Genomic DNA, 23,182 nt, shown 5'->3' with positions numbered 1-23,182 from the left:
ATTATTTGTCCACAGGTAATTGGATATCGGCCGCAGCGGCCAGGCTGCCCAGGCGCTGCGTCTCGCCCGTCGCTTCCAGCAATTGCGCCAGGCCCATCACATAGTTATAGGCAGTCTGCGCGCGCTGGGTCTCGACCTTGGCCAGGTTCAGGCGCGCGTCGACCACTTCCAACGACGTCACTTGTCCTTGCTGGAAAGCGACCGTTTGCAAACGGATATTTTCGCGCGCCAGCTCCACCGACGACGCCGTGGACAGGTACTGGATGCGGGCGTTTTCCAGCGCGCGCCAATTCTTTTCGATCAGGGTGGGAATGTCGCGCTCGGCCTGGCGCGCCACCACTTCCACGCGCTCCTGGTCCAGCTTGGCGGCGGCGATCATCTTGCCTGTGTTGATGCGGTGCACGAGCGGCACGGCCACGACGAGGCCGATGGCCCAGTTCGACCGCACGAGTTTTTCGTTGCCGCGATTTAGGTTGTAATTACCGATGGCAAACACGGTGGGCGCGTACTCCTTGCCGTGCAGCTTCAAGGCTTGTTCGGCCTGCACGCGCTTGCTGTCGATCTTTTTCCAGTTCGCATTTTCACGCATGCCCGTGCTGATGAACGATTGCAAGGTCCCCACCGGCAAGCTATTGACGAACAGGGGCGTGCTGGGAAGCACTTGCGTGTTGACGGCGAGCAAACGGTCGAGCGCCACCTGGGCGATTTCCTCATCGCTGCGCGCCTGCGCCTCGTCGCTGCGGGCGCTGTCGAGAGCCACGTCGGCACGCAGGCGTTCCGCGCGCGAAATCAGGCCGCCCTTTTCCAGCCTGGCCGCGTCGCGCTGATGTTCCGTCACGCCGGCCGTCACTTCGGCCCGCACGGCCACCACCCGCTTCGCCAGCAATAATTGAAAATAGCGCTGCGCCACCAGGGTCGCCAGCTGTTCTTCCGCTTCCGTGCGCTCCGCCTGCGCGGCCAGGGTCAGGCTCGACGCGAGGCCCTTGACGGCGTCCAGGCGCCCGCCCGTGTAGATCGGCCACATGCCCAGCAAGCCGAACGAGGTCAGGTCCGTCACCACTTCGCGGCTCAGGGAATTGGGAATCTGTGGTTTGGGCAAGCCGGGAATCGATGGCAGCACGGACTCGATGCCGCCCACCACGCCGGACAAGCCGCTCGTATCGATGTTCAAGTCCGTCGACAGGCGGCCGCGAAACGCCGTCAAGTCCACGGAAGGGCCATCGATGTTCGACAGCGCCTCCGCCTTGAGGGTTTTTGCGCGCACGTCGAGCGCGGCGCCCTGCACGGCGCCCGAAGCGGCTGCCGCTTGCTGCAGCGCTTCGCTGAATGTCAGAGGGTCCGCCAGGGCCGGCATGGCCGCGCCCAGCGCGCTCGCCAGCAATAATGATAAATGTCCTTGCAATCTGCCCATGTAGCGTCCAGTCAATGAATGAGGGGAAAGCACGGGGTTGCCATGTTTATACTTTCACAATAGCAATTATATCCACGGATGTCCATTCCAGCCTGCACTATTGGTTACGCAAGCTGACAGACAAAAACGGGCGCCTCATGCGGGGCGCCCGTTTTTGTCAGACTACACGGCTAGCGGCTTACTTCTTCGCCTTCTTGCCGCCCTTTTCCTTTTCCTTTTCAAACACGGCAAAGAACTCGGACGCCATGCTGCGGATGGCGCGGCCGATATTCGCATAGTCGTATTCGTTCAGGTTGGCCAGCGAGACGCGGCCGGACGGATGCGTGGTGCCGAAGCCGCGGCCCGGCAGCAGGATGACGCCCGTTTCCTCGGCCAGGCGGAACAGCGCTTCGTTCGGCTTGAGTTTTTTCAGCAGCCACTGCGAAAACTCCACGCCATGCATCTGCGCGGCCAGCGATTCCATGTCCAGCAGATGGTAGTAGCGCACGGAATTGGCGTCGTGCACCATCGGCAAGCCCAGTTCGCGATACAGCGCTTCCTTGCGGCGCAGCACGATGCGTTTCATCGACTGCTTGTACTTTTGCTCTTCATCCATCAGCGAGAACAAGGAGAACAAGGTCATCTGCGCCTGCACGGGCGTGGACAGGCCAGCCGTGTGGTTCAGCGCCACCGTGCGGCTGTCGGCCACCAGGCGGTCGATGAATTTCAGTTCGCGCGGCTCCGTCGTGATCGAGTGATAGCGCGCATCGAGCTGCTTCTTGATGGTTTCCGGCAACTTGGCAATCTTGTCGTCGAGCACATTGTTCTCATGCGTGGCCACCACGCCCATGCGCCAGCCCGTCGCGCCGAAGTATTTCGAGAACGAATATACGAGGATGGTGTTGAACGGGCAGATAGCGAACAGCGAGACAAAATTGTCGGCAAACGTGCCATACACGTCATCGGTCAAGATGATCAGGTCCGGGCGCTTCTTGATGATCTTGGCGATGTATTCCAGGGTCTCGTCATCGATCTTGACCGAAGGCGGATTGCTGGGGTTGACGAGGAAGAAAGCTTTCACTTTCGGGTCCAGCAGCTTGTCCAGCTCCTTCTTGGTGAATTGCCAGTTGTTCGATTGCGGCGCATCGATGTGCACGGTGTTCAGCTTGTAATCGTTCAGCTGAGGAATCTCGATGTAGGGCGTGAAGATCGGCATGCCCAGGGCGATCGTGTCGCCTTCCTGGATGATGTGGTTCGATTTCAGGCTGGCGAACAGATAGGTCATGGCCGCCGTGCCGCCCTCGACCGCGTACATGTCGAAGTTGCCGACGAATGGATGGTCGCCGATCATTTCGCGGTGGATATACTGGCCGACAATTTTTTCGGACAGGCGCAGCATGCGGTCCGGCACGGGATAGTTGCAGCCGAGGATGGCTTCGCACATCTCATAGATGAAGTCGCCCGCGCTCAGGCCCAGCTGGTCGCGCACATACGACACGGCCGCCTCGATGAAATGCGCGCCCGGGTTGCCCTCATGTTTGCGCACGAAGATTTCAAAGCGCGCCTCAATGCCCTCGCGCGTGGGAAAGCCGCCCACGTCGTCCATGTACACATACGAGCGCTCCGCTTCCGTCATGGCGAACTGGCCGAACTGGAAGAAACCGTGACGCGGCGTGGTAGCCAGGAAATTCGGGTTGCCGCGACCCGCATTGAGCATCAGGCGGTTGCTTTGCTTGGCCGTCTGGATCAGCGCATCCTTCAATTCGAAGGGGCTCAACAGGGCGAGTTTGCTTGGGTTACTGAAATCCATTTTTGCTACTCCTTATCAGACTGATAATTTTGAGGGTTCTTGCAAAGGTGCTTGCACATACATGCAGACTCAGACGAAGGCCACAATCAGCGGCCCCAGCAAGGTCAGGAAAACGTTGGCCAGGGCATATGTGATGGCAAACGGTACGGTGGGAATCGAGTTTTGTGCCGCGTTCAGCACTTCGCCGAACGCGGGATTGGCGCTGCGCGAGCCGGACAAGGCGCCCGCAAACACGGCCACGTTGTCATAGCGCAAGACGTAACGGCCGATCAGCATGGTCAGAATCATCGGCAGGATGGTCACCACGACGCCCACGCCGAACAGGGTCAGGCCGTGTTCGCGCACGGTTTGCACGGCTTGCAGGCCGGACGTGAGGCCGACGACGGCAACGAAGCCGGCCAGGCCCAGATCCTTGAGGATTTGCACGGCGCCGCTGGGCATGTAACCGAAGGTCTGGCGCTTGGCGCGGAACCAGCCGAACACGAGACCCGACAGCAGCACGCCGCCGCCGCTGCCCAGTGTCAGCGGAATCGAACCGATGCGCGCCACCAGCAAGCCCACCAGCAGGCCGACGACGAGGCCGGCGCCCATGTAGACGAAATCCGTCTTGGCGCTCGGCACGATCATGTAGCCCACTTCGGCCGCCACGCGCTTGACGTCCTGCTCGGCGCCATAGATGGTCACCACGTCGCCCGTCTGCACGACGGTTTCCGGCTGCATGGGCAGGATCTTGCCCATGCGGCTCAGCTGCACGACAAAGATGCCGTGACGCACGCCCGGCGCCGTCGCGCTGCGGATTTCGCCCACCGTCTTGTTGTGGTAAGCCTTGTTGGTCAGCACCATGTCGCGGCGCTGCATCACCAGTTCCATGCCTTCGACGGCCAGCAATTCCTTGCCCAGCTGGGAAGACACACTGAGCATCGCTTCGCGGCGGCCCACCAGCAGCACGATATCGTCGGCGGCCAGCACCAGGTCCGGGCTGACGTCGATGATCTGGCCATTGCGTTTCACGCGCTCGATGGTGATGGCCGTGTTCGGATGAGCGCTTTCGATCTCTTCCACGGTGCGGCCGGCACCGGGACCCACGTCGTAGATGCGGCCGATCAAGTCGGGCGCGGCCGGCGTCTGGCCCGGCCCCAGCACCTGCACGCCCGCCTGCAGCGCCGTTTCCGCCTTGATCGCATCTTCGCGGATGGTGCGACCCATGAGTTTAGGCAAGATGTTGACGCAGACGATGATGGCGCCGAACGAGCCGAACACATAGGTGACGGCATAGCCGACGGCCACGTTGCCCTGCAGGCGCGCCACCTCGTCGGCCGCCAGGCCCAGCTTGGTGATCGCGTCGCCGGCCGTGCCGATGATGGCCGACTGCGTCAAGCCGCCCGCCGCCACGCCGGCCGCCAGGCCCTTGTCCAGGCCGAACACCTTGGCCATGATGACCACCGTCAGCAGCGCCGTCACGGCCAGCACGACGGCCAGGATGATTTCGCGCACGGACTGGCGCCCCAGGGAATTGAAGAATTGCGGTCCGCTTTCATAACCGACCGCGTAAATGAACAGGGCGAACAGTACCGACTTGACGCCGGGATCGATGGCCACGCCGACCTGGCTGACGAGGACCGCCACCAGCAGTGAACCGGCGACCCCGCCCAGCTGAAACGAGCCGAACTTGATCTTGCCGATGTAGTAGCCCACTGCCAGGGAGAGAAACAAGGCAATTTCGGGCGACTTCTTGAATAACTCATGCAACCATTCCATGCGGACCGCCTTTCGTGTTGAAGGAATTCTTTACTGCCTGTACTCTTGCAAGCTGCTCATGCATGAACGGACCCGGCCAGGGCCACGATGAGCGGCCCCAGCAGAGGCAGCACCACGTTCGAGATCGCATACGTGATCGTGTAGCCCAGCAAGGGCGTGGAATTGCCGGCCGCGTTCTGCACGGCCGACAAGGCTGGGGTGCTGCACTGCTGGCCGGCGATGGCGCCCAAGAGCACGGGCGCTTCCAGCTTGAGGAAAAAGTGGCCCACCAGCAACGACAGCGAGGCGGGGATGACGGCGATCAAGACGCCCATCAGCGGCAGCGACAAGCCGTACTGGCGCACCAGCTCGATTGCCTGCGGTCCCGACGCCAGGCCCACGCAGGCAATGAAGGTGGCCAGGCCGATATCCTTCATCATGTCGAGCGCGCTGGGGTGGATGCCCGGCATGCCAGGTTTTCGCGCCTGGTACCAGCCGAATACGAGCCCCGTCAGCAAGGCCCCGCCGCCCGTGCCCAGCGAAAACGGAATGCCGCCCAGCCTGGCGGTAAAGCCGCCGATATACACGCCGAGCACGATGCCGATGCTGGCGTAGACGATATTGCTGCGGTCGCCCGTGGGTACGCGCTTGCCGATGGCGGCCAGCGCCGTGTTCAGTTCGCGTCCTTCCGTCGTGCCGTACAGGCGCAGCACGTCGTCGTGCTGCAGGGCCAGGTCGGGCAAGGGCGGCATGCTGTGCTCGCCGCGGATGACGGCCGCCACATGCACGCCGGTGGGCAAGGCCAGCTGGCTCAGGGGCTGGCCGACCAGCGCGGCTTGCTGCAGCACCACTTCGACGGCGGAGACGGCCATGTTCAAGCCCGTCGTGTCGGCAAATTCCTCGCCCAGGATGGCTTCGGCCGCCACCAGTGCGGGACGGTGGCCGATCACCAGCACTTCGTCGTTATTGCGCAGCCGCAATGCCGGCTCCAGCGGCAAGACCTTGCCATGCCGGCGCACGCGCGTGATGCTGGCGCGGCCCGCAAAAATATGCTGCAAGGCATCGAGGCGGCGCCCCGCGCCCCGGCTGATGCGGTAAGCGCGGCCGACCATTTCCGGCGTCGCCTGCAAATCGTCGGCGCCCGCCTGCGCGCCGCCCATTTTTTCCCATAATTTGTCCGCTTCCTCGCGCAGATTGACGCGCAACAACAGCGGAAAAATCTGGCTGGTGACGATGACGATGGCGATCAGGCCGAAGATATACGTGATGGAATACGCGGTGACCACATTGGCTTGCAGCTCGGCGATGCGGGCCGCCGGCAGCGCCAGCTTCGAGATCGCGTCCGTGGCTGTGCCGACGACGGCCGATTCCGTCGCCGCGCCCGCCATCATGCCGGCTGCCGTGCCCTGGTCCAGGCCCAGGAAACGCGTGGCCAGCAGCACCAGCGCCAGCACCACCACCACTTCGATCAGGCACAGTATTCCCAGGCGCAAGCCCTTGGCATTGAGGTTGGCAAAGAACTGGGGACCGCCCGCGTAGCCGAGGGCAAAGATGAACAGCATGAAGAAAACGTTTTTCACGCTGGCGTCCAGGGTAATGCCAAGCTGGCCGATCAGCAGCGCGGCGATCAGGGTGCCGCACACGCCGCCGAGCTGGATCGGGCCGAAACGTATCTGCCCTACCGCGTAGCCCAGCGCCAGCGCCAGGAACAGGGCCAATTCCGGCACCTGGTGCAATACCGACGCGATCGAATCGAGCATGGGCAAACCTTCGAAAAGATAACGGATGGTTACAAGGGAGCACAGCGTTCGGTGGCTGGCGGCGGCTTGCCGTTGAACGGGCGCACGGGTCCGCACGACAGCCGCCATGGCGGCTATCGCTGGGAAAGTATTGCAAAGTGTTGCAAGATGGAATGATGTTCGGCGAAAATTTTATAAGTGTCAACAGGTGTTCTGTTGAACTCGCTTTGCGTTTCCTCAAACATCCTGCGCACGATTGAAGCAGTCATTTGACATAGCTCAACTAAACCATTAGTAATGATTTGGACGATACCAAAGTGCCTTGCGCGCCAGCGGCGTCTCCTCCGGCAGGTCCGGATTGACGAGCTCCAGCACGTAACGCCGGGACAGATTCAGGCCCTGCGCGAGACGGCCGAAATGGCGCTGGAACAGCTGCGCAAAGCTGCCATCGGCCAGCATGGTTTCCAGTCCCAGTTCAATGTGGCGCGCCAGTTCCGGCCGGTGCTTGCCGACAAAAAAGTACAGTGCGGCCGGGTAGCGGATGACCAGGTGGGTGTCTAGCGCCAGCGGCAATTGCGCGTGGCTGGCCAGCTCGCTTTGGGCCTCGATCACGGAGCGGGGAAAGTAGTCGATGCGCCCCGCCGCCAGCTGCTGGAACAGGCCTTCGTAGGTGCTCGAGGTATCGAGGCGCAAGCCGTTCGCCTGCAGGATGGCGCAGTCGGGCCAGTCGCGCATCTGGCCGGCAGACAGCCGCGCCAGAGCGGCGACGCTGCGCACGCCGCGCAGCAGCTGCGTCTGGCGGGCATGGATCAGGGCCACGCGCCAGCCGATCAGGCCGCGGTCGATCGGTATGCGCACCGGCAGCAATTGCGTTTCGCGCGCCCGGCTCGTCATGGCCCAGACGACATCGACGCTGCCTGACGCCATGGCGATTTCCTGCATGGCGCGCGTCTGCACCATGCGCAGTGCGGAGCGGCGCAAGGCATAGGCATGGCCCGACCGCGACAGCGCCATTTGCAGCAAGGCCGTCACATAACCTTGCTGCGGATCATCGAGCGCCTGGTGGCGCGGATACACGAGCTGCAGCGGCGGCGACGTGCCGGCGGCGGCAGCGCCCAACGGCCACAGGGCGGCAAGCTTGAGCAGGGGGCGGCGCTGCATGGCCCCTCCTTTCCAGCGCTTTCATCAGCGTTCTTATCAGAATGACAGTATCGCGCAGCGGGGCACGCTTGTCGACTGGATTATGGAAACTGTGTACAAAACAACAGCAATTCAGGCGGAAGTGGAGCGGTGCGAATTAATCCAGATCAATAAAACCGTAAATAGAAAATAAATCTTGCGTGCTGCTCTGGACGGCATGCGCGCCCCTCGCCTACGCTGTTTTTTTATCTGAAAAACAAGAGGACCACATGCAGACAGCACGCTTGAATATTATTGGAATGGATCACGAAGGCTGCGCCGACAGATTGACGGGCGCACTTGAGGCCGTCACAGGCGTCGCCACCGTCTGCGTCTCGCTGGCGCGCCACGGCGCCACGGTGCAATTCGACGAACGCCTGGCCACGCAGGAACGTTTGCTGACCGCCGTCAACGACGCCGGCTTCATGGGCGAGGCGTCCGATGAAGAACAATTGCCATCGTGCAGCGGCGCCTGCGGCCACTGCCGCCACTGAGCGCCGCCTCCCCTTTTCCGCTCAGCCTCCCCGCGCGCCCCGGTCGCGCAAATGCGCCAGCACGCGACGCGGTCCCAGCGACTGCAGGTCGAACGGCGGCAATTCGATGGCATCGAGCGTATTCTTGAACAGCAAGCCCAGCTCCGTATCGCCTTCCAGGCTCAAACGGCGGCTGAAGAACAGGGTGTCCGGATCTTCCTGGCGCCGCGCCAGCAGCATCAAGTCATGCACGCTGGCGGCGATGCACAGATCCGGCACGTCGACATAGCGCTCGGCCACGAACACCGTGCCCTGCCACTCAAAATCGAAGGCGATACCGGCGTCCAGCAAGCGCAAGCGCAGGCTGCGCCCCTCCAGGCTGCAGCGCACGTCGTCGGGCAATTGCGGCGCCAGCAGGCGGTTCAAGCCTTGCACGAACAGCCAGGAGGCGGGATACGGCGGCAGCTTGGACAGCAATTCGGCCAGCGGTTCGGGCAGCCGGTACGACACGGCGGGCTTGCTCATGGCAGGCTTGGCCGGGACCGGGACCGGGACGGGCAATCTTTCCAGTTGATCTTGCATGTTCTTCCTTTCGATGCGTTCAATGGGCGGCGTGCTGTTCCATGCCGGGCTGGCCGTGCCAATAGCCGTCGCAGGCGCCGGCCGGCTGGCAGGCCGCCAGCTGGGCCTGGGCGCCGATGCCGCTGACCTGCCCCCGGCGGGCGCGGTCGAAGATGGCGATCACCTGTTCCGTATGCATGGCTTGCGGACTGATGCGCGCCACCGACACGCCCATGTCGCGCATGGCGTCGAGTTCGCGCACCAGGTTGTAGACGAGCGCCGACTGCGTCTGCGTGCCATTGAGTACGAGGAAGGGCACTTCGTCGCGCGTGCGCAGCAGCAGGCCGTCCGGCTCTTCCAGGCAGCTGTAGCCGCAGTCGTCCTTCGGCAGGTTGCGGTTGCGCGCCGTGAAGCAGCGCGCGGAAAACGCCAGCGGCATGCGTCCGTAGGCAAACACTTCCGTCTCCAGCCCTTCCGGTTTCTGGCGCTGCATCTCGGCCAGCGCCGTCTGTCCCATTTCCAGCGGCATCACCCAGCGCCGCGCACCGAGGCGCGCCATCAGTTGCAGGCTGGGGCCATTGAACAGGTTCAAATGGGGGCCGGCGACGAAGGATGCGCCCTTTTCCATGCAATGCACGGCGCCCATGTCGTTGGCCTCGACGCCGTAGCGCCCATTGCCCGTGATGCGGCGCAGGGTGGCCAGTTCGGCGCCCGCCTCGATCAGCGCCTGCGTCGACAGCACCACTTCCTTGCCGGCGGCGGCCAGCATGTCGGCGATATCGAGCCAGTCGGCCAGGCGCAGCTCATGCCGGCGCGAGCAGACGGTTTCGCCCAGGTACACGATATCGACGGCGGTGCCGGCGATCTGCTGGTAAAACTCGAAGACGGTGGCGCGCGGCCAGTAGTACAGCAAGGGACCCAAAGAGAGTTTTAGCATGCCTTTTCCAATATTTTTTTAAGTGACAAAACCGTAGCGAGCGGCTCGCGGCGGGGCCGAGAAGCGCAGCAGGTTTTGCTATTTCCAGGAGCGGTGATACGCGCCCAAGGTGTGCTGCTGGCCTTCGGCCAGCTTGTCCATGGCCGCCATCCAGCCCGGCTTGACGGCGTAGCGCGCATTGCCTTCGCGGCAGGCGTCGATCGCTTCGCGCCACACGCGCGTCACCTGCGCCACATACGCGGGGCTGCGCTGGCGCCCTTCGATCTTCACGGCGCGCACGCCCATGGCGATCAGCTGCGGCAGCAGCGCCAGCGTGTTCAGGCTGGCCGGCTCCTCGATGGCGTAATACTCTTCGTCGTTGACTTCGAAACGCCCCTTGCACAGGGTCGGATAGCTGGCGTTTTCGCCCGGTGCGTAGCGGTCGATCAGCACGCCGTTCAGGCGCGATTCGAGGCCGTTCGGCGTTTCCAGCCAGCGCACGGATTTCGCCGGCGAGCACACGCCGTGCGTGTTCGGCGCCTCGCCCGTCGCATACGACGACAGCGCGCAGCGCCCTTCGACCATCACGCACAGGCTGCCGAAGCCGAAGACCTCGATCTCGACGTCCGTCTTGGCGATCAGTTGCTCGACCTGCGCCATCGACAGCACGCGCGGCAGCACGGCGCGGGCGATGCCGAAGTGTTCCTGGTAAAAATTGATCGCTTCGTAGTTGGTGGCCGAGCCTTGCACGGACAGGTGCAGGCGCAGCTGCGGGTGATGCTCGCTTGCATACGCCATCAAGCCCGGATCGGCGACGATCATGGCGTCGATGCCGGCTTGCGCGGCGCGGTCGATGGCGCTGCGCCACACGGCCCAGTTGTGCGGCTGCGGATAGGTATTCAGCGCCAGCAGCACCTTGCGTCCATATTGGTGGGCGTAGCGCACGCCCTCGGCGATGGCCTTTTCGTCGAAATTGAGGCCGGCGAAATTGCGTGCATTGGTGGCATCGCGAAAACCCAGGTACACGGTGTCGGCGCCATTGTCGACGGCCGCTTTCAAGGCGGGCAGGCTGCCGGCGGGGCAGACCAGTTCCAGCGGTCCGGCCACGCGGGTGGCGGTAGTTGATTCAAGCATCATGATATTCACAGTCCTGTATCGGCTCAGGGTGCAGACTATAGCCCCGCCCATACCGCCCAGTCCTTGACACAGGTGAAGGAATGCATGCATGGCTGGCGCGCGTTCAACTTGCTTGACCTGGCTGTAAAATGCCCCACTTTTTCCCTATCCGATTGCCCGCCATGACCCGCAAACCGCTGCTGATTTTCCTGCTCACCCTGTTCCTCACCGCGCTGCAGGTGCAGTGGGCCGGCCCGCCCGATGGCTATGATGCAGGGACCCTCTCCGTGCTGTCGCCGGAAGTGCTGGGCGCGTATCCGGGCGTGCTGCTGCTGTTCCTGCTGGCCGTGTTCGCGCGCCGCAAGATGCCGCTGCTGCGTCAGGCCGCCATCTGCACGGGCCTGCTGGCCGTCTACTGGCTGCTGGCGAACTACGTCACCTTCGACGCGCGCGTGGCCAGCTGGAGCACCTACACGCCGCTGGAAATATGGACGCACGTGCTGCCCGCCTCCGTCGCCAGCGTGGCCGCCTGCGGCGCCGCGTTCTTTTGCGCGAGCTGGCTGATCCTGCGCGAAACGCGCTGGAACAAAAGCGGCTGACGTGGATTTTTCACCTGCATCAAGGATTCGTCACGCAACTGCACGCGCCCTTTGACGCCACTATATTTAGTGATTAATCTCCATAAAAACACCGCATGTTGTGTTTATTGGAGGTTTCATGACGACAAATGCAGTTTCCCCCACACGCGGCCAGGTCGATGTCGCCGCGTCCATCAATGAATACCTGGACCGGCGCGACTGGCGTGTCAACGCCAACGCCAACCAGGGTTACTCGCTGGGCGGCCTGATACTCAATGTATCGGGCAAGGTCATCGCCAATTACTGGCTGGACCAGGTGTATCCGCCGGAAGTGGGCGCGGCGCACCGCGAAGCGGCCCTGCACATCCACGACCTCGACATGCTGGCCGGCTATTGCGCCGGCTGGTCGCTGCGCACCCTGCTGCATGAAGGCTTGAACGGCGTGCCGGGCAAGATCGAATCGGGCCCGCCCAAGCACATGTCGAGCGCCATCGGCCAGATCGTCAATTTTCTCGGCACCCTGCAAAACGAGTGGGCCGGCGCGCAGGCGTTCAGCTCCTTCGATACCTATATGGCGCCCTACATCCGCAAGGACAGCCTGCGCTATGAAGACGTGCGCCAGTACATGCAGGAGCTGATCTTCAACCTCAACGTGCCATCGCGCTGGGGCACGCAGACGCCGTTCACCAACCTCACTTTCGACTGGGTCTGCCCGGACGACCTGCGCGAGCAGATTCCCGTCATCGCCGGCCGGGAAATGGACTTCAGCTATGGCGAGCTGCAGGCGGAGATGGACATGATCAACCGCGCCTACATCGAGATCATGATGGCGGGCGACGCCAAGGGCAGGGTCTTCACCTTCCCCATCCCCACCTATAACATCACCGAGGATTTCGACTGGCATAGCGAAAACGCGGAACGCCTGTTCGAAATGACGGCCCGCTACGGCCTGCCCTACTTCCAGAACTTCATCAATTCGGAACTCAAGCCGAACATGATCCGCTCCATGTGCTGCCGCTTGCAGCTGGACTTGCGCGAACTGCTGAAAAGGGGCAATGGCCTGTTCGGTTCCGCCGAGCAGACGGGCTCCCTGGGCGTGGTGACGATCAACTGCGCGCGCCTGGGCCACCTGTGGCGCGGCGACGAAGCGGCCTTGATGGCGGACCTGGACCGCCTGCTGGAACTGGGCAAGACCAGCCTGGAAATCAAGCGCCGCACCATCGAGGAACTGATGCAGCAAGGCCTGTTCCCCTACACGAAACGCTACCTGGGCACCCTGCGCAACCACTTTTCCACCCTGGGCGTGAACGGCATCAACGAGATGATCCGCAATTTCAGCGGCGACGCCCATGACATCACGTCCGCCGAGGGCCATGCGCTGGCGATCCGCCTGCTCGACCACGTGCGCGCCCGCATGGTGGCCTTCCAGGAAGAGACGGGCCATATGTACAACCTGGAAGCGACGCCGGCCGAAGGCACGACGTACCGCTTCGCCCGCGAAGACCGCAAGCGCTATCCCGCCATCCTGCAGGCCGGCACCGTCGACAATCCGTATTACACGAACTCGTCGCAGCTGCCCGTCGGCCACACGGACGACCCGTTCGAAGCGCTGGAATTGCAGGACGCGCTGCAGCGCAAATACACGGGCGGCACGGTGCTGCATTTGTACATGACGGAAGCGCTGTCGGACGCGAACGCCTGCCGCGAGCTGGTCAAACGCGCCCTGAGCCGCTTCTCGCTGCCCTACATCACCGTCACGCCCACGTTTTCCATCTGCCCGCGCCACGGCTACCTGGCCGGGAAACATGAATTCTGCCCCACCTGCGACGCGGAGCTGATCGCCCGCAAGCAGGCCCACATTGCTCCATCACTTGAGGAAACGCCATGAATGCACGTCCCGACTTCACTCCCGCCATCACCCTGCTCGACAGCGAACGCCAGCGCTGCGAAATCTGGACGCGCGTGATGGGCTATCACCGCCCCGTCGCCTCGTTCAACATCGGCAAGCAGGGCGAATTCCACGAGCGCCAGTATTTTACGGAAGCGAGCGCCCGGGTTGGCCAGCCGGCCTGCCATGGCTGAGTTGAAAGTGGGCGGCCTGACGCCCTTTTCCGCCACCGACTACCCGGGCAAGCTGGCTGCCGTGGTGTTCGTGCAGGGCTGCCCCTGGCGTTGCGGCTATTGCCACAATCCGCATTTGCAGGCGCGCACGCCCGAAGGCGCCATGCCGTGGCAGGACGTACTGACCTGGCTGCGGCGCCGCGTGGGCCTCGTCGACGCCGTCGTCTTCAGCGGCGGCGAGGCATGCATGGACCCGGCGCTGGCGCGCGCCATGCTGGACGTCAGGGCGCTGGGTTTCGGCATCGGCCTGCACACGGCCTGCATCTATCCGCAGCGCCTGCAGGAAGTGCTGCCCCTGGTCGACTGGGTCGGCTTCGACATCAAGGCGCCGTTTGCCGACTATCGTCATGTGACCCGCGTGGCCGGCAGCGGCGACCCGGCGCGCGCCTGCCTGGACGCCATCCTCGCCAGCGGCGTCGCCTACGAATGCCGCACCACCACCCACCCGGACCTGCTGCCGGACGCACAGCTGCTGTCCCTGGCCGCCGCCCTGGCCGCGAAAGGCGTCGATAACTACGTGCTGCAGCAGTTCCGCGCCGAAGGCTGCGCGGACGCGGCGCTGTCCGGCCGCCCCCTGCACGGCTATCCGGCGGCGGCTACTGTGGCGCAAATCGGCGCCATGTTTCCCCGTTTTACATTCCGCAATCATGGCAGTTGATCGTGCAGCCACATAATTATTGAAAGTCCCGCAAAATTCCCCGTTCTGCAACGCTGAAATGTCTTGCGTGCTGTAATGTATCAACTGTGCCGCGCACCATGCGCAGCCCGTCAGATTCCTCACACCGCATTACAGATAAGCGTCATCCATGAACGATTTCACCGCAGTCAGCCCAGGCATCCCTTCCACCCACGCCGACATCCTGTACGGCCCGCCGCGACCGGATCTGCTGCGCGAGGAAGTGCTGGCCGACCTGCTGGAAGCGACGGCGCGCCGCTGTCCCGAACAAATCGCCCTGATCGATGGCGCGCGCCGCATCACCTATGCCGAACTCGATGCGCAGGCGGGCCTGGCGGCGTCGCGCCTGATGGCGGCCGGCGTCAAGCCCGGCGACATCGTGGGACTGTGGCTGCCGCGCGGCGCGCATCTGCTGCTGATGCAGGCGGCCATCGCCAAGGCGGGAGCCGCCTGGCTGCCCGTCGATGAAGACACGCCCGTCGAACGCCTGCAGGTGTGCCTCGACGACGCCAATGGCGCTGGCGTCGTCAGCTGCGCGCAGTTCGCGCCGCGCCTGGAGCAGGCTGGCGTCCAGCGTCCCGTGTGGACCGCGGAAAGCCTGCTGGCCCCCGCCGCGCCGGGCGAACTGCTGCCCGCGCGCGGCACAGTCTTGCCCGAACACCCGGCATACGTGATCTACACGTCCGGCTCCACGGGCAAGCCCAAGGGCATATTGATCAATCAGCGCAGCATCTGCCACTTCCTGCGCAGCGAAAACGCCGTGCTGGAAGTGACGCAAAGCGACACCGTCTACCAGGGATTTTCCGTCGCCTTCGACATGTCGTTCGAGGAAATCTGGATCGCCTACCTGGTGGGCGCCACCCTGTGGCTGGGGCCCAAGGAGATTTCGGGCGACCCGGAAGCCTTGCCGCGCGCGCTGGCCGCCAACCACGTCACCGTGCTCCATGCCGTGCCGACCCTGCTGGCCCTGTTCGCCGAGGAAGTACCGAGCCTGCGCCTGATCAACCTGGGCGGCGAGATGTGCCCCGAGTCCCTGGTCGAGCGCTGGTCGCGCCCGGGCCGCGCCATGTTCAACACCTACGGTCCCACGGAAGCGACCGTTTCGTGCAGCCTGGCGCGGCTGCGCCCCGGCGAACCCGTCACCATCGGCACGCCGCTGCCCAACTACGGCTTGCTGGTGCTGCAGGTGGCCGAGCCGGGAGAAAACCGTCCCTTGACATTGCTGGCGCGCGGCGAAACGGGGGAACTGTGCATCATCGGCCCCGGCCTGGCCGAGGGCTACCTGGGCCGGCCCGATCTGACGGTGGAAAAATTCCTGCCCAACCCGTGGGCGACCAGCGACGATGACGCGCGCCTGTACCGCACGGGCGACCTGGCCCGCATCGATGCGGACGGCCAGGTGCTGTGCCTGGGCCGCGCCGATGACCAGGTCAAGATACGCGGCTTCCGCGTGGAGCTGGGCGAGATCGAAGCCGTGCTGGCGCAGCAGCCGGGCGTGGGCACGGTGGCCGTCCTGTTGCGCAAGGATGACGGCATCGACCAACTGGTGGCCTACATCGTCGGCAGCGACGAGGCGCCCGGCGACGCCCTGGCGGCGAAAACCCTGCGCGCGGCCCTGAACCTGCACCTGCCGCCCTACATGGTGCCGGGCCGCTTTGAATTGCTGCCGCTGATGCCGCGCCTGACCTCGGGAAAAATCGACAGAAAAGCCTTGAAAGCCATGCCCCTGTCTGCCCCGCCCGCCGGCGAGGCGGGGATCTCGGACGTGCCGGAAACGCCGGCCGAAGCGGCCCTGTTCGCGGCCCTGGCCAAGCTGTTCCCGGGCCAGGCCATCTTGCGCCAGCTGGACTTCTTCAGCGACCTCGGCGGCCACTCCTTCCTGGCAGCGCGCCTGGCGTCCGCCCTGCGCGCCGATCCGGCCTACGCCCACATGACGGTACGCAACATTTACCAGAACCGGCAGATCGGCAAGATCGCCGCCGTGCTGAACGAAGCGCCCGCGCTGGCCACGCCGGAAGCGGATTGGACGCCACCGTCGGCCTGGAAGCGCTGGATCTGCGGCGCGGCCCAGGCAGCGGCCGTGCCGGGCCTCGTCACCCTGCGCATGGCACAGTGGATGGCGCCGTTCTTCACCTACCACTTCTTCACGGGCGACACGGGCGACACCGTGCCGCGCGCCATCGCCGCCTCGATCGGCGTGTTCTTGCTGGCGACCCTGGCCGAATTTGCCATTGCGATTGCCGGCAAGTGGCTGATCGCCGGGCGTCTGAAACCGGGCAGCTATCCGCTGTGGGGCGTCACCTATTACCGCTGGTGGCTGGCCGACCGCCTGGTCGAATCGGCGCCCGCGTATCTGCTCAGCGGCTCATCCCTGAACAGCTGGTGGCTGCGCGCGCTGGGCGCGAAAGTGGGCAAGGAAGTGGTCATCGGCTCGATGACCCTGCGCGCGCCCGACCTGCTGTCCATCGGCGACAACGTCAGCGTGGGCAATGCCGTCAACTTTGAAAACGCCCGCGTGGAACGGGGCCGTTTGCTGCTGGGCCAGATCAGCATCGGCGACGATGCCTGCATCAGCTCTTACGCTATCCTGGAAGGCAATACGCAAGTGGGCGCCTTCGGTCACCTCGAGGGCCAGTCGGCACTGGCCGACGGCGCTTCGGTGCCGGCCGGGCGCGTCTGGACGGGATCGCCCGCGCGCGACATCGGCCCCTATGACCGGGCCAGCCAGCCGCCGCGCCCCGCCGTCTCGCGCCTGCGCCTGACGGGCGAAACCGTGTTCTTCTGCTTCGGCATGGTCCTCATCGCCGTGCTGTTCTTCATGCCCGTCTTCCCCAGCTTCGTGCTGATCGACTGGTTCGACGAGCGCGAAATGATGCCGTGGCTGCAGGGGCGCGACGTGACGACCCAGCTGGCCCGCTACTTCCTGCTGGCCTTTCCCGCCAGCGCCGTGCTGATCGTGCTCACGGCCCTGCTGTCGGCCGCCATCCGCTGGGGCGCGCTGCCGCGCCTGAAGCCGGGCAGCTCGCCCGTGCACAGCAATATCTATTGCGCCAAGTGGCTGGTCAGCCATATCCAGGAATCGAGCCTGAACGTCCTGCACGGCATCTACGCCACCGTGTACGCGCCCTACTGGTACCGCCTGCTGGGCGCCAAGGTTGGCAAGGGCGCCGAGATTTCCACGGCGCTGGGTGTCGTGCCCGACATGCTGACACTGGGCGACGACACCTTCATCGCCGACGCCGTCATGCTGGGCGACGAGCAGATCGACGGCGGCTGGATGACCATGCGCCCCACCGTCGTCTCGCACCGCAGCTTCGTCGGCAACGGCAGCTATATCCCGGACGGCACCGTGCTGCCCGAACATGTGCTGATCGGCGTGCACACGCACGCGCCGCGCAATGAGCAGATGCACAGCGGCGATACCTGGCTCGGTTCCCCGCCCATGCATTTGCCCGCGCGCGAACAGGTCAGCGGCTTTGCCGAGCACCTGACGTTCAAGCCGTCGCTGCTGCGCCGCCTGGGCCGCAGCCTGATCGAAGCGTTCCGCATCGTCGCGCCGCACGCCGTGGTGATCGCCGTCGGCTATACGCTGGTGCTGGACGTGATGCCGATCGCGGGCGCCGGGCGCTGGGGCGAAGTGGTGAGCGACCTGGCGATCGCCGGCATCGCCTACGGCATCGGCAATTTTTTGGTCGTCGTGCTGTTCAAGTGGCTGCTGCTGGGACGTTACCGCAAACACGCGGCGCCCATGTGGACGCCGTTCGTGTGGATTTCGGAAGGCGTGACCAACCTGTATGAAGGCATCGCCGTGCCCAACTTCATGCGCTACCTGCGCGGCACGCCGTGGCTGCCGCTGGCCTTCCGCCTGTTCGGCTGCAAGATCGGCCGCGGCGTCTACATGGACACGACGGACATCACGGAATTCGACTGCGTGCACATCGGCGACTACAGCGAATTGAATGCACTCACCTGCCCGCAAACGCATCTATTTGAAGACCGCGTGATGAAGATCGACCACGTGGAGATCGGCCAGCGCGTCTACATGGGGCCGCGCAGCTCCGTGCTGTACAGCGCCAAGGTGGGCGACAATGCGCGCCTGGGACCGCTGACCCTGGTGATGAAGGGCGAGCACATCCCCGCCGGCAGCAACTGGGCGGGCTGCCCGGCCGCGCCTTTGCGTAGCTGATTGCAGCTGATGGATTTTACGGTGCTTTGGGCGGGCGACGGCATGCTGGTGATCGGCATCGTGCCGCCGCCGTCACGTATCGAAGCGCGCGCGCGCCTGCGCCAGGCCGTGCGCGAAGCGGCGGCGCAGTGGCAAAACCTGGACATCGGGGCGATTTCAGTGGAATCGACGCCGGGCGCCCCTCCCCGTTTGCTGCTGGCAGGACGCGCGGCGGGCCTGTCGTTCAGCCATGACGAGGGACTGTCGCTGGCCGCCCTCGGCCTGTATGGGCCCGTCGGCATCGACGTGATGCGCGTGCAGGAGATTGCCGACTGGTTCCATCTGGCACGCGATTACCTGGGGCCGCAGGTGGCAGCTAAGCTGGCCGACTGCCCTGCAGACCAGCGCCCGCGGCGCCTGGCGCAGGCGTGGACGGCGCGCGAGGCGGCGCTCAAGTGCGCGGGCAAGCAGTTGGCGGAGTGGGATGGGGCCGCACCGGCCTGCCGCCTGAAAACGCTGGCGTTGTCGGCACCGTATGTGGCGACGCTGGCATATTAGTCCTCCTTGCCCTCGGCCGCGCCGCCGATCTGGACGAAAATCAGTTTTACGATAATACTGACGAGCAGTCCCAGCACCCCGATCAATTCCAGCATGGTCTTTCCTTTGCAGTGACAGCAGACCAGGCCACTGTAGCGCGAACGCCGGGGCCAGGCCAATATCAAATCAGGCAGTCTCCGATCTCGAAAAGGCATACGATTGATTTCCATCAGACAGTTCCGCTACTTTGTCGAAGTCGTCGATGCGGGCAGCTACTCGCGCGCGGCGGAAAAGCTGTACATCGCGCAGTCGGCCCTGAGCCGGCAAATCAAGGAGCTCGAGGGCGAGGTGCAAGCCCTGCTGCTCACGCGCGACGCGCGCCATATCGAGCTCACGCCCGCCGGACAGGTCTTTTATGAGCGGGCAAAGCGCATCCTCGACGACATCGACGAAACCGTGCGCCAGACGCGCCACGTGGGACAAGGCGCGCAAGGCATCATCCGCCTGCTGCATTCGAGTTCCGTCACCCTCACGCCCGCCATCGGCGCCGTGCTGAACCGGCTGCTGGCGCAATTCCCCGGCGTTTCGCTCGACGTGTCGAAAGGCTCGTCGGAAAACCAGGCGTTTGATATCGAAGAAGGCCGCGCCGACCTGGGCCTCGTGCGCCTGCCCACCCTGCGCAAGCACGCCAACATCGTCGTGCGCGAACTGTACGCGGAAAAACTGGTGGTGGCCGTGTCGGCGATGTCGCCGCTGGCGGGGCTGGAGCGCACGACGATCGCCGCCCTGCGCGACGAAGCGTTCGTCTCTATCCCGCACAAGGACCGGGGTGGCCTCAGCTACCTGGTGGCGGGCCTGTGCCTGGCACAGGGCTTCTTCCCGAAGGCGGCGCGCGCCCTGTCGCGCAAGACCTCGCAACTGAACCTGATCGAAGCCAATATGGGCATCGCCATCGTCCCCGACAGCATGCGCCTGGTGGCGCCGCCCGGCGTGCGTTTTATCGCGCTGCCGGACGAGGAATCGCACTCCGTCGTCGGTCTGATCTCGCCGCGCGCGGCCAGCGGCATGGTGGCCGCGTTTACGGAAGCGTTCGTGCGCGAGATGAACGCATCGGCAACTACGGCTTAGCCTTCCGCATACAGCGCCGCATCCGCGTCGCGCACGGCCGCCATCAGCAAGGCCAGCTTCATGACATCGAGCTGGCCGTCCGTGCGCACGCGCGAGCACAGGTCGATGCCGTAGGGGCGTACCTGGCGCAGCGCCTCCATCACGTTGTTCGCATCGAGGCCGCCGGCCAGGAAGACGGGACGGGGGCTGGCGCGCACGAAGCGCGCGCTGACGGACCAGTCATGCGTGCGGCCCGTGCCACCCAGCTCCGGCACAGCCGCGCCGGGGCGTCCCGAATCGAGCAAAAAAGCGTGGACATGGGGCGCGTAGGCGGGGATCAGCGCCAACGCCTCCGGTCCCTCCACGTGGATCACCTGCACGCGCCGCACGTGCGGCAGCAAGCGCGCCAGCTGCGCCACTTCGCCGGGGTCGATATGGCCGACGATCTGCACGGTGGACGGCTGCGTGGCGCGCACGTGTTCGGCGATGGCTGCCGCCGTCGTCTCGGACGTCAGCAGGAAGGTGGCCACGGGAGGCGGCGTCCAGGCGGCGATCTGCGCGATGCGCGCGTCGGGAATCGGGCCAGGGCCGGACGGCATGGCGGCCACCAGGCCCAGCGCGTCGGCGCCGGCGGCAATGGCCAGTTGCGCTTCGTCGATGGAAGCGATGCAGCAGATCTTGATGCGGGTTCTCATGGCCTTGCGTACTCCGTCGGGATGATCAACATTACAACACAGGGCGGCGCGCGCGCCAAGACACGCGGTCAAGGCCGTGCACGATTGTGTGCCAGAATGGAGACCTGCCCACATCCAGAGGAATCCATGGCCGACTACAAAAACCCCAGCTACGTGGCGCGCTCCATGCACCCGCGTTTCGATGAACTGACCTCGCCCGGCGAAGCCGTGCCGTATTCGGGCATCTACCGCTGCGACGGCTGCGCGCATGAAATCGTCTCGACGGAAGGCCACGTCATGCCGCCGCAAAACCACCACCAGCACAGCAGCGAACAGGGCGCCATCCGCTGGCGCCTGATCGTCAGCCCGCGCTGATTGACATGCGCCAGGCGGCGGACGATACTTGATTGATCCCGGATCGCCATTGGAACGTCACTGGAACACCAGCATGCGCATCGTCGATTTTGAAGTCCGCAAGGAGTGCCCGCCGCAGCTGTGCGACTGCGAGCGCGAGCGCCTGCTCGACGATCCGCAGGCGGACCTGTCCATCCTGCGCCTGAACCTGACGGAAGAAAAGCGCCTGCTGGCGCACATCGAGGGCATCGCCACGTATGCACAGCTGCAGAAGCTGCAGCGGCTGTTGAAGAGCAACCTGGGCGTGGAATTGCAGATCGTGCCGGGCAGCGGCGAAGTGCGCACCGTGCGCGGCTTCCAGATCCGCCTGCTGGAGCGGCCCGGCCTGTGCCGCAAGACGCGCGCCGCCATTCCCGCCGCCGTGCGCCGCTGCCTGGCCGCGCATCCCGAGATCGCGTTTGCGATATTGAATGAAAACGATTTGCTCGGTGGGATGCGGGGCGAGTAGGTCGGATTAGCGGGCACCGCGTAATGCGACATCATTGTTGGCGTATGGGCGAATGTCGGATTACGCTCCGCTAATCCGACCTACGCCGTCACGCTGGCACGGATGGGAATGACCTTGCCCTTCGCTTCGCGCGCCCGCAACTGCCCGCAGCCGCCCTCCACGTCCTGCCCGGCCGAATCGCGCAATTTGGTCAGCACGCCGCGCGCGTGCAGGGCGGCGGAGATGGCCCGCGCCTTGTCCCAGCTGGGACGCCTGAACGGCAAGTCATCGATGGTGTTATACGGGATCATGTTGAGCACCGCGTACTTGCCCTGCAAGAGCGCGACGATGCCGTCCATCTCGTCGTCGCCATCGTTGACGCCCTCCATCAGGGTCCATTGATACTGCACCGGATAGCCGGTCAGGCGCGCATACGCTTCGCCGAAGTCCACCAGCTCGCGCGGGGTGAGCCTGGGCGCGCGTGGCAGCAGCTGTTCGCGCAGCGCCGGCTTCGTCGTGTGCAGCGACAGGGCCAGCGCCGGCTTGACCCGCCCCTGCGGCAGGCGTTCGAAGGCGCGCGGGTCGCCTACGGTGGAGAACACGAGGTTCTTATGGCCGATATTGCCCTCCGTGCCCAGCAGCTCGATCGCTTCCATCACATTGTTCAGGTTATGCGCCGGTTCGCCCATGCCCATGAAGACGACTTTTTTGACGGGACGCAAGGTGCGCGCCAGCACCACCTGGGCGACGATCTCGCCGCTGGTCACTTGCCGGATCAAGCCGTCACGGCCCGTCATGCAGAACTGGCAGCCGACGGCGCAGCCCACCTGGCTCGACACGCACAGGCCGTCGCGCGGCAGCAGCACGCTTTCCACCGTCTGGCCGTCGTGCAGCCCCACCAGCAGGCGCGCGGAACCGTCGGCACCCGGATGGGTGCTGAGCAGTTTCAGCATGCCCTGCAGTTCGAGGTCGAGCGCAGGCAAGGCGTCGCGCACGGGCAGCGGCAAAAAGTCTTCGGCGCGGCGCCGGCCCAGGTCGTGCGGCTGGCCCTGTATCCAGTCGCGCAGCACGCGCTGTTCGTGCAGGGGCTTGGCGCCCAGGGCGCGCAGGCGCTGGCGGAGATGGTCGATTTGCATGGGGTCTGAAATAAAAAACGGCGCGCCGGCAACAATGCGAGGCGCGCCGCGAATGGCAAGGAAAAGTCTTACACTTTCTTGACGAATTCCGTCTTCAGGCTCATGGAACCGAAGCCGTCGATCTTGCAGTCGATGTCGTGGTCGCTGTCGACCAAACGGATGTTCTTGACCTTCGTGCCCATCTTGACGACACCGCCGCCGCCCTTCAATTTCAAGTCCTTGATGACGCTGACCGTGTCGCCGTCCTGCAGGATATTGCCGGCCGAATCGCGGTACACACGGGCGCCCTCTTCCACGGCTTCGCCAGCCGTGGCCGACCATTCATGCGCGCACTCAGGGCAGATCAACTGGCTGCCGTCTTCGTACGTGAATTCGGATTGGCATTGCGGGCATGGTGGTAATGTGCTCATTTTCTTCTCTGTCTGG

General features: G+C 64.5%; 21 protein-coding genes. 10 read left to right on the top strand and 11 right to left on the bottom strand.

Annotated features, from left to right (window positions below):
• Position 1: 1 nt before the first annotated feature.
• The 5 genes from JAB4_RS12325 to JAB4_RS12305 form a co-directional block, all read right to left on the bottom strand.
• Positions 2-1,411, bottom strand: a complete 1,410-nt coding sequence (locus JAB4_RS12325; protein ID WP_070218291.1) for a TolC family protein — start codon at positions 1,409-1,411, stop codon at positions 2-4.
• A 178-nt stretch (positions 1,412-1,589) separates the two neighbouring features.
• Positions 1,590-3,200 (bottom strand): bifunctional aspartate transaminase/aspartate 4-decarboxylase, encoded by a 1,611-nt coding sequence (locus tag JAB4_RS12320; RefSeq protein WP_070218292.1) that lies wholly within the window; start codon positions 3,198-3,200, stop codon positions 1,590-1,592.
• A gap of 69 nt (positions 3,201-3,269) precedes the next feature.
• Positions 3,270-4,958, bottom strand: coding sequence for an aspartate-alanine antiporter (gene aspT, locus JAB4_RS12315; protein WP_070218293.1), 1,689 nt, complete (start codon positions 4,956-4,958; stop codon positions 3,270-3,272).
• A 56-nt stretch (positions 4,959-5,014) separates the two neighbouring features.
• Positions 5,015-6,697: an aspartate-alanine antiporter gene (gene aspT, locus JAB4_RS12310; protein WP_070218294.1), complete on the bottom strand. Its 1,683-nt coding sequence runs from the start codon at positions 6,695-6,697 to the stop codon at positions 5,015-5,017.
• Between the two features lie 270 nt (positions 6,698-6,967).
• Entirely contained in the window at positions 6,968-7,837 is an 870-nt protein-coding gene (locus JAB4_RS12305; RefSeq protein WP_070218295.1) for a transporter substrate-binding domain-containing protein, read from the bottom strand.
• A gap of 248 nt (positions 7,838-8,085) precedes the next feature.
• Between JAB4_RS12305 and JAB4_RS12300 the strand changes: the two genes are divergently transcribed.
• On the top strand, positions 8,086-8,349 hold the full coding sequence (locus JAB4_RS12300) for a heavy-metal-associated domain-containing protein (RefSeq protein ID WP_070218296.1): 264 nt from the start codon (positions 8,086-8,088) through the stop codon (positions 8,347-8,349).
• A 21-nt stretch (positions 8,350-8,370) separates the two neighbouring features.
• Here the strand turns inward: JAB4_RS12300 and JAB4_RS12295 are convergent, their stop codons facing one another.
• The 3 genes from JAB4_RS12295 to JAB4_RS12285 all read right to left on the bottom strand — a co-directional run bounded on the left by JAB4_RS12295 (position 8,371) and on the right by JAB4_RS12285 (position 10,939).
• Positions 8,371-8,853 (bottom strand): SCP2 sterol-binding domain-containing protein, encoded by a 483-nt coding sequence (locus JAB4_RS12295; RefSeq protein ID WP_070218324.1) that lies wholly within the window; start codon positions 8,851-8,853, stop codon positions 8,371-8,373.
• A 76-nt stretch (positions 8,854-8,929) separates the two neighbouring features.
• Positions 8,930-9,826, bottom strand: coding sequence for a U32 family peptidase (locus JAB4_RS12290; RefSeq protein WP_070218297.1), 897 nt, complete (start codon positions 9,824-9,826; stop codon positions 8,930-8,932).
• A 78-nt stretch (positions 9,827-9,904) separates the two neighbouring features.
• Positions 9,905-10,939, bottom strand: a complete 1,035-nt coding sequence (locus JAB4_RS12285) for a peptidase U32 family protein (protein WP_070218325.1) — start codon at positions 10,937-10,939, stop codon at positions 9,905-9,907.
• Positions 10,940-11,103: 164 nt separating this feature from the next.
• On the opposite strand from JAB4_RS12285, the gene JAB4_RS12280 reads away from it, so the two are divergent.
• The 7 genes from JAB4_RS12280 (at position 11,104) to JAB4_RS12250 (ending at position 20,126) form a co-directional block, all read left to right on the top strand.
• A complete protein-coding gene (locus tag JAB4_RS12280) occupies positions 11,104-11,520 on the top strand; it encodes a hypothetical protein (protein WP_070218298.1) in 417 nt (138 codons plus the stop codon).
• Positions 11,521-11,638: 118 nt separating this feature from the next.
• Positions 11,639-13,387 carry a ribonucleoside triphosphate reductase gene (locus tag JAB4_RS12275; protein WP_070218299.1) on the top strand — a complete coding sequence of 583 codons (1,749 nt, stop codon included), beginning with the start codon at positions 11,639-11,641 and terminating at the stop codon, positions 13,385-13,387.
• Positions 13,384-13,581 (top strand): anaerobic ribonucleoside-triphosphate reductase, encoded by a 198-nt coding sequence (gene nrdD, locus JAB4_RS30935; protein ID WP_070218300.1) that lies wholly within the window; start codon positions 13,384-13,386, stop codon positions 13,579-13,581. Before JAB4_RS12275 ends, nrdD begins: the two co-directional genes overlap by 4 nt.
• Positions 13,574-14,278, top strand: a complete 705-nt coding sequence (locus tag JAB4_RS12265) for an anaerobic ribonucleoside-triphosphate reductase activating protein (protein WP_070218301.1) — start codon at positions 13,574-13,576, stop codon at positions 14,276-14,278. Before nrdD ends, JAB4_RS12265 begins: the two co-directional genes overlap by 8 nt.
• Before the next feature lie 148 nt (positions 14,279-14,426).
• Positions 14,427-18,482: a Pls/PosA family non-ribosomal peptide synthetase gene (locus JAB4_RS12260; RefSeq protein WP_070218302.1), complete on the top strand. Its 4,056-nt coding sequence runs from the start codon at positions 14,427-14,429 to the stop codon at positions 18,480-18,482.
• A 9-nt stretch (positions 18,483-18,491) separates the two neighbouring features.
• Positions 18,492-19,019 carry a 4'-phosphopantetheinyl transferase superfamily protein gene (locus tag JAB4_RS12255; protein ID WP_070218326.1) on the top strand — a complete coding sequence of 176 codons (528 nt, stop codon included), beginning with the start codon at positions 18,492-18,494 and terminating at the stop codon, positions 19,017-19,019.
• 198 nt (positions 19,020-19,217) lie between these two features.
• Positions 19,218-20,126 carry a LysR family transcriptional regulator gene (locus tag JAB4_RS12250; RefSeq protein WP_070218303.1) on the top strand — a complete coding sequence of 303 codons (909 nt, stop codon included), beginning with the start codon at positions 19,218-19,220 and terminating at the stop codon, positions 20,124-20,126.
• On the opposite strand, the gene JAB4_RS12245 is transcribed toward JAB4_RS12250, so the two are convergent.
• A complete protein-coding gene (locus JAB4_RS12245) occupies positions 20,123-20,800 on the bottom strand; it encodes a phosphoribosylanthranilate isomerase (RefSeq protein ID WP_070218304.1) in 678 nt (225 codons plus the stop codon). The two genes, JAB4_RS12250 and JAB4_RS12245, sit on opposite strands and share 4 nt — an antisense overlap.
• Positions 20,801-20,926: 126 nt before the next feature.
• Between JAB4_RS12245 and JAB4_RS12240 the strand changes: the two genes are divergently transcribed.
• Positions 20,927-21,154 carry a hypothetical protein gene (locus JAB4_RS12240; protein WP_070218305.1) on the top strand — a complete coding sequence of 76 codons (228 nt, stop codon included), beginning with the start codon at positions 20,927-20,929 and terminating at the stop codon, positions 21,152-21,154.
• A 73-nt stretch (positions 21,155-21,227) separates the two neighbouring features.
• Complete coding sequence (locus JAB4_RS12235; RefSeq protein ID WP_070218306.1) at positions 21,228-21,641, top strand: hypothetical protein; 414 nt, start codon at positions 21,228-21,230, stop codon at positions 21,639-21,641.
• Between the two features lie 80 nt (positions 21,642-21,721).
• Here JAB4_RS12235 and JAB4_RS12230 read toward each other — a convergent pair whose 3' ends face one another.
• Both JAB4_RS12230 and JAB4_RS12225 read right to left on the bottom strand, forming a co-directional pair.
• Complete coding sequence (locus tag JAB4_RS12230) at positions 21,722-22,756, bottom strand: RNA methyltransferase (RefSeq protein WP_070218307.1); 1,035 nt, start codon at positions 22,754-22,756, stop codon at positions 21,722-21,724.
• Between the two features lie 68 nt (positions 22,757-22,824).
• Positions 22,825-23,166, bottom strand: coding sequence for a zinc ribbon domain-containing protein YjdM (locus JAB4_RS12225; RefSeq protein ID WP_070218308.1), 342 nt, complete (start codon positions 23,164-23,166; stop codon positions 22,825-22,827).
• Positions 23,167-23,182 lie beyond the last annotated feature (16 nt).

Source organism: Janthinobacterium sp. HH102 (assembly GCF_001758625.2).
Classification (GTDB): domain Bacteria; phylum Pseudomonadota; class Gammaproteobacteria; order Burkholderiales; family Burkholderiaceae_D; genus Janthinobacterium.
The sequence above is the reverse complement of the archived record's forward strand: the minus strand, read 5'-3'. Positions and strand labels throughout refer to the sequence as shown.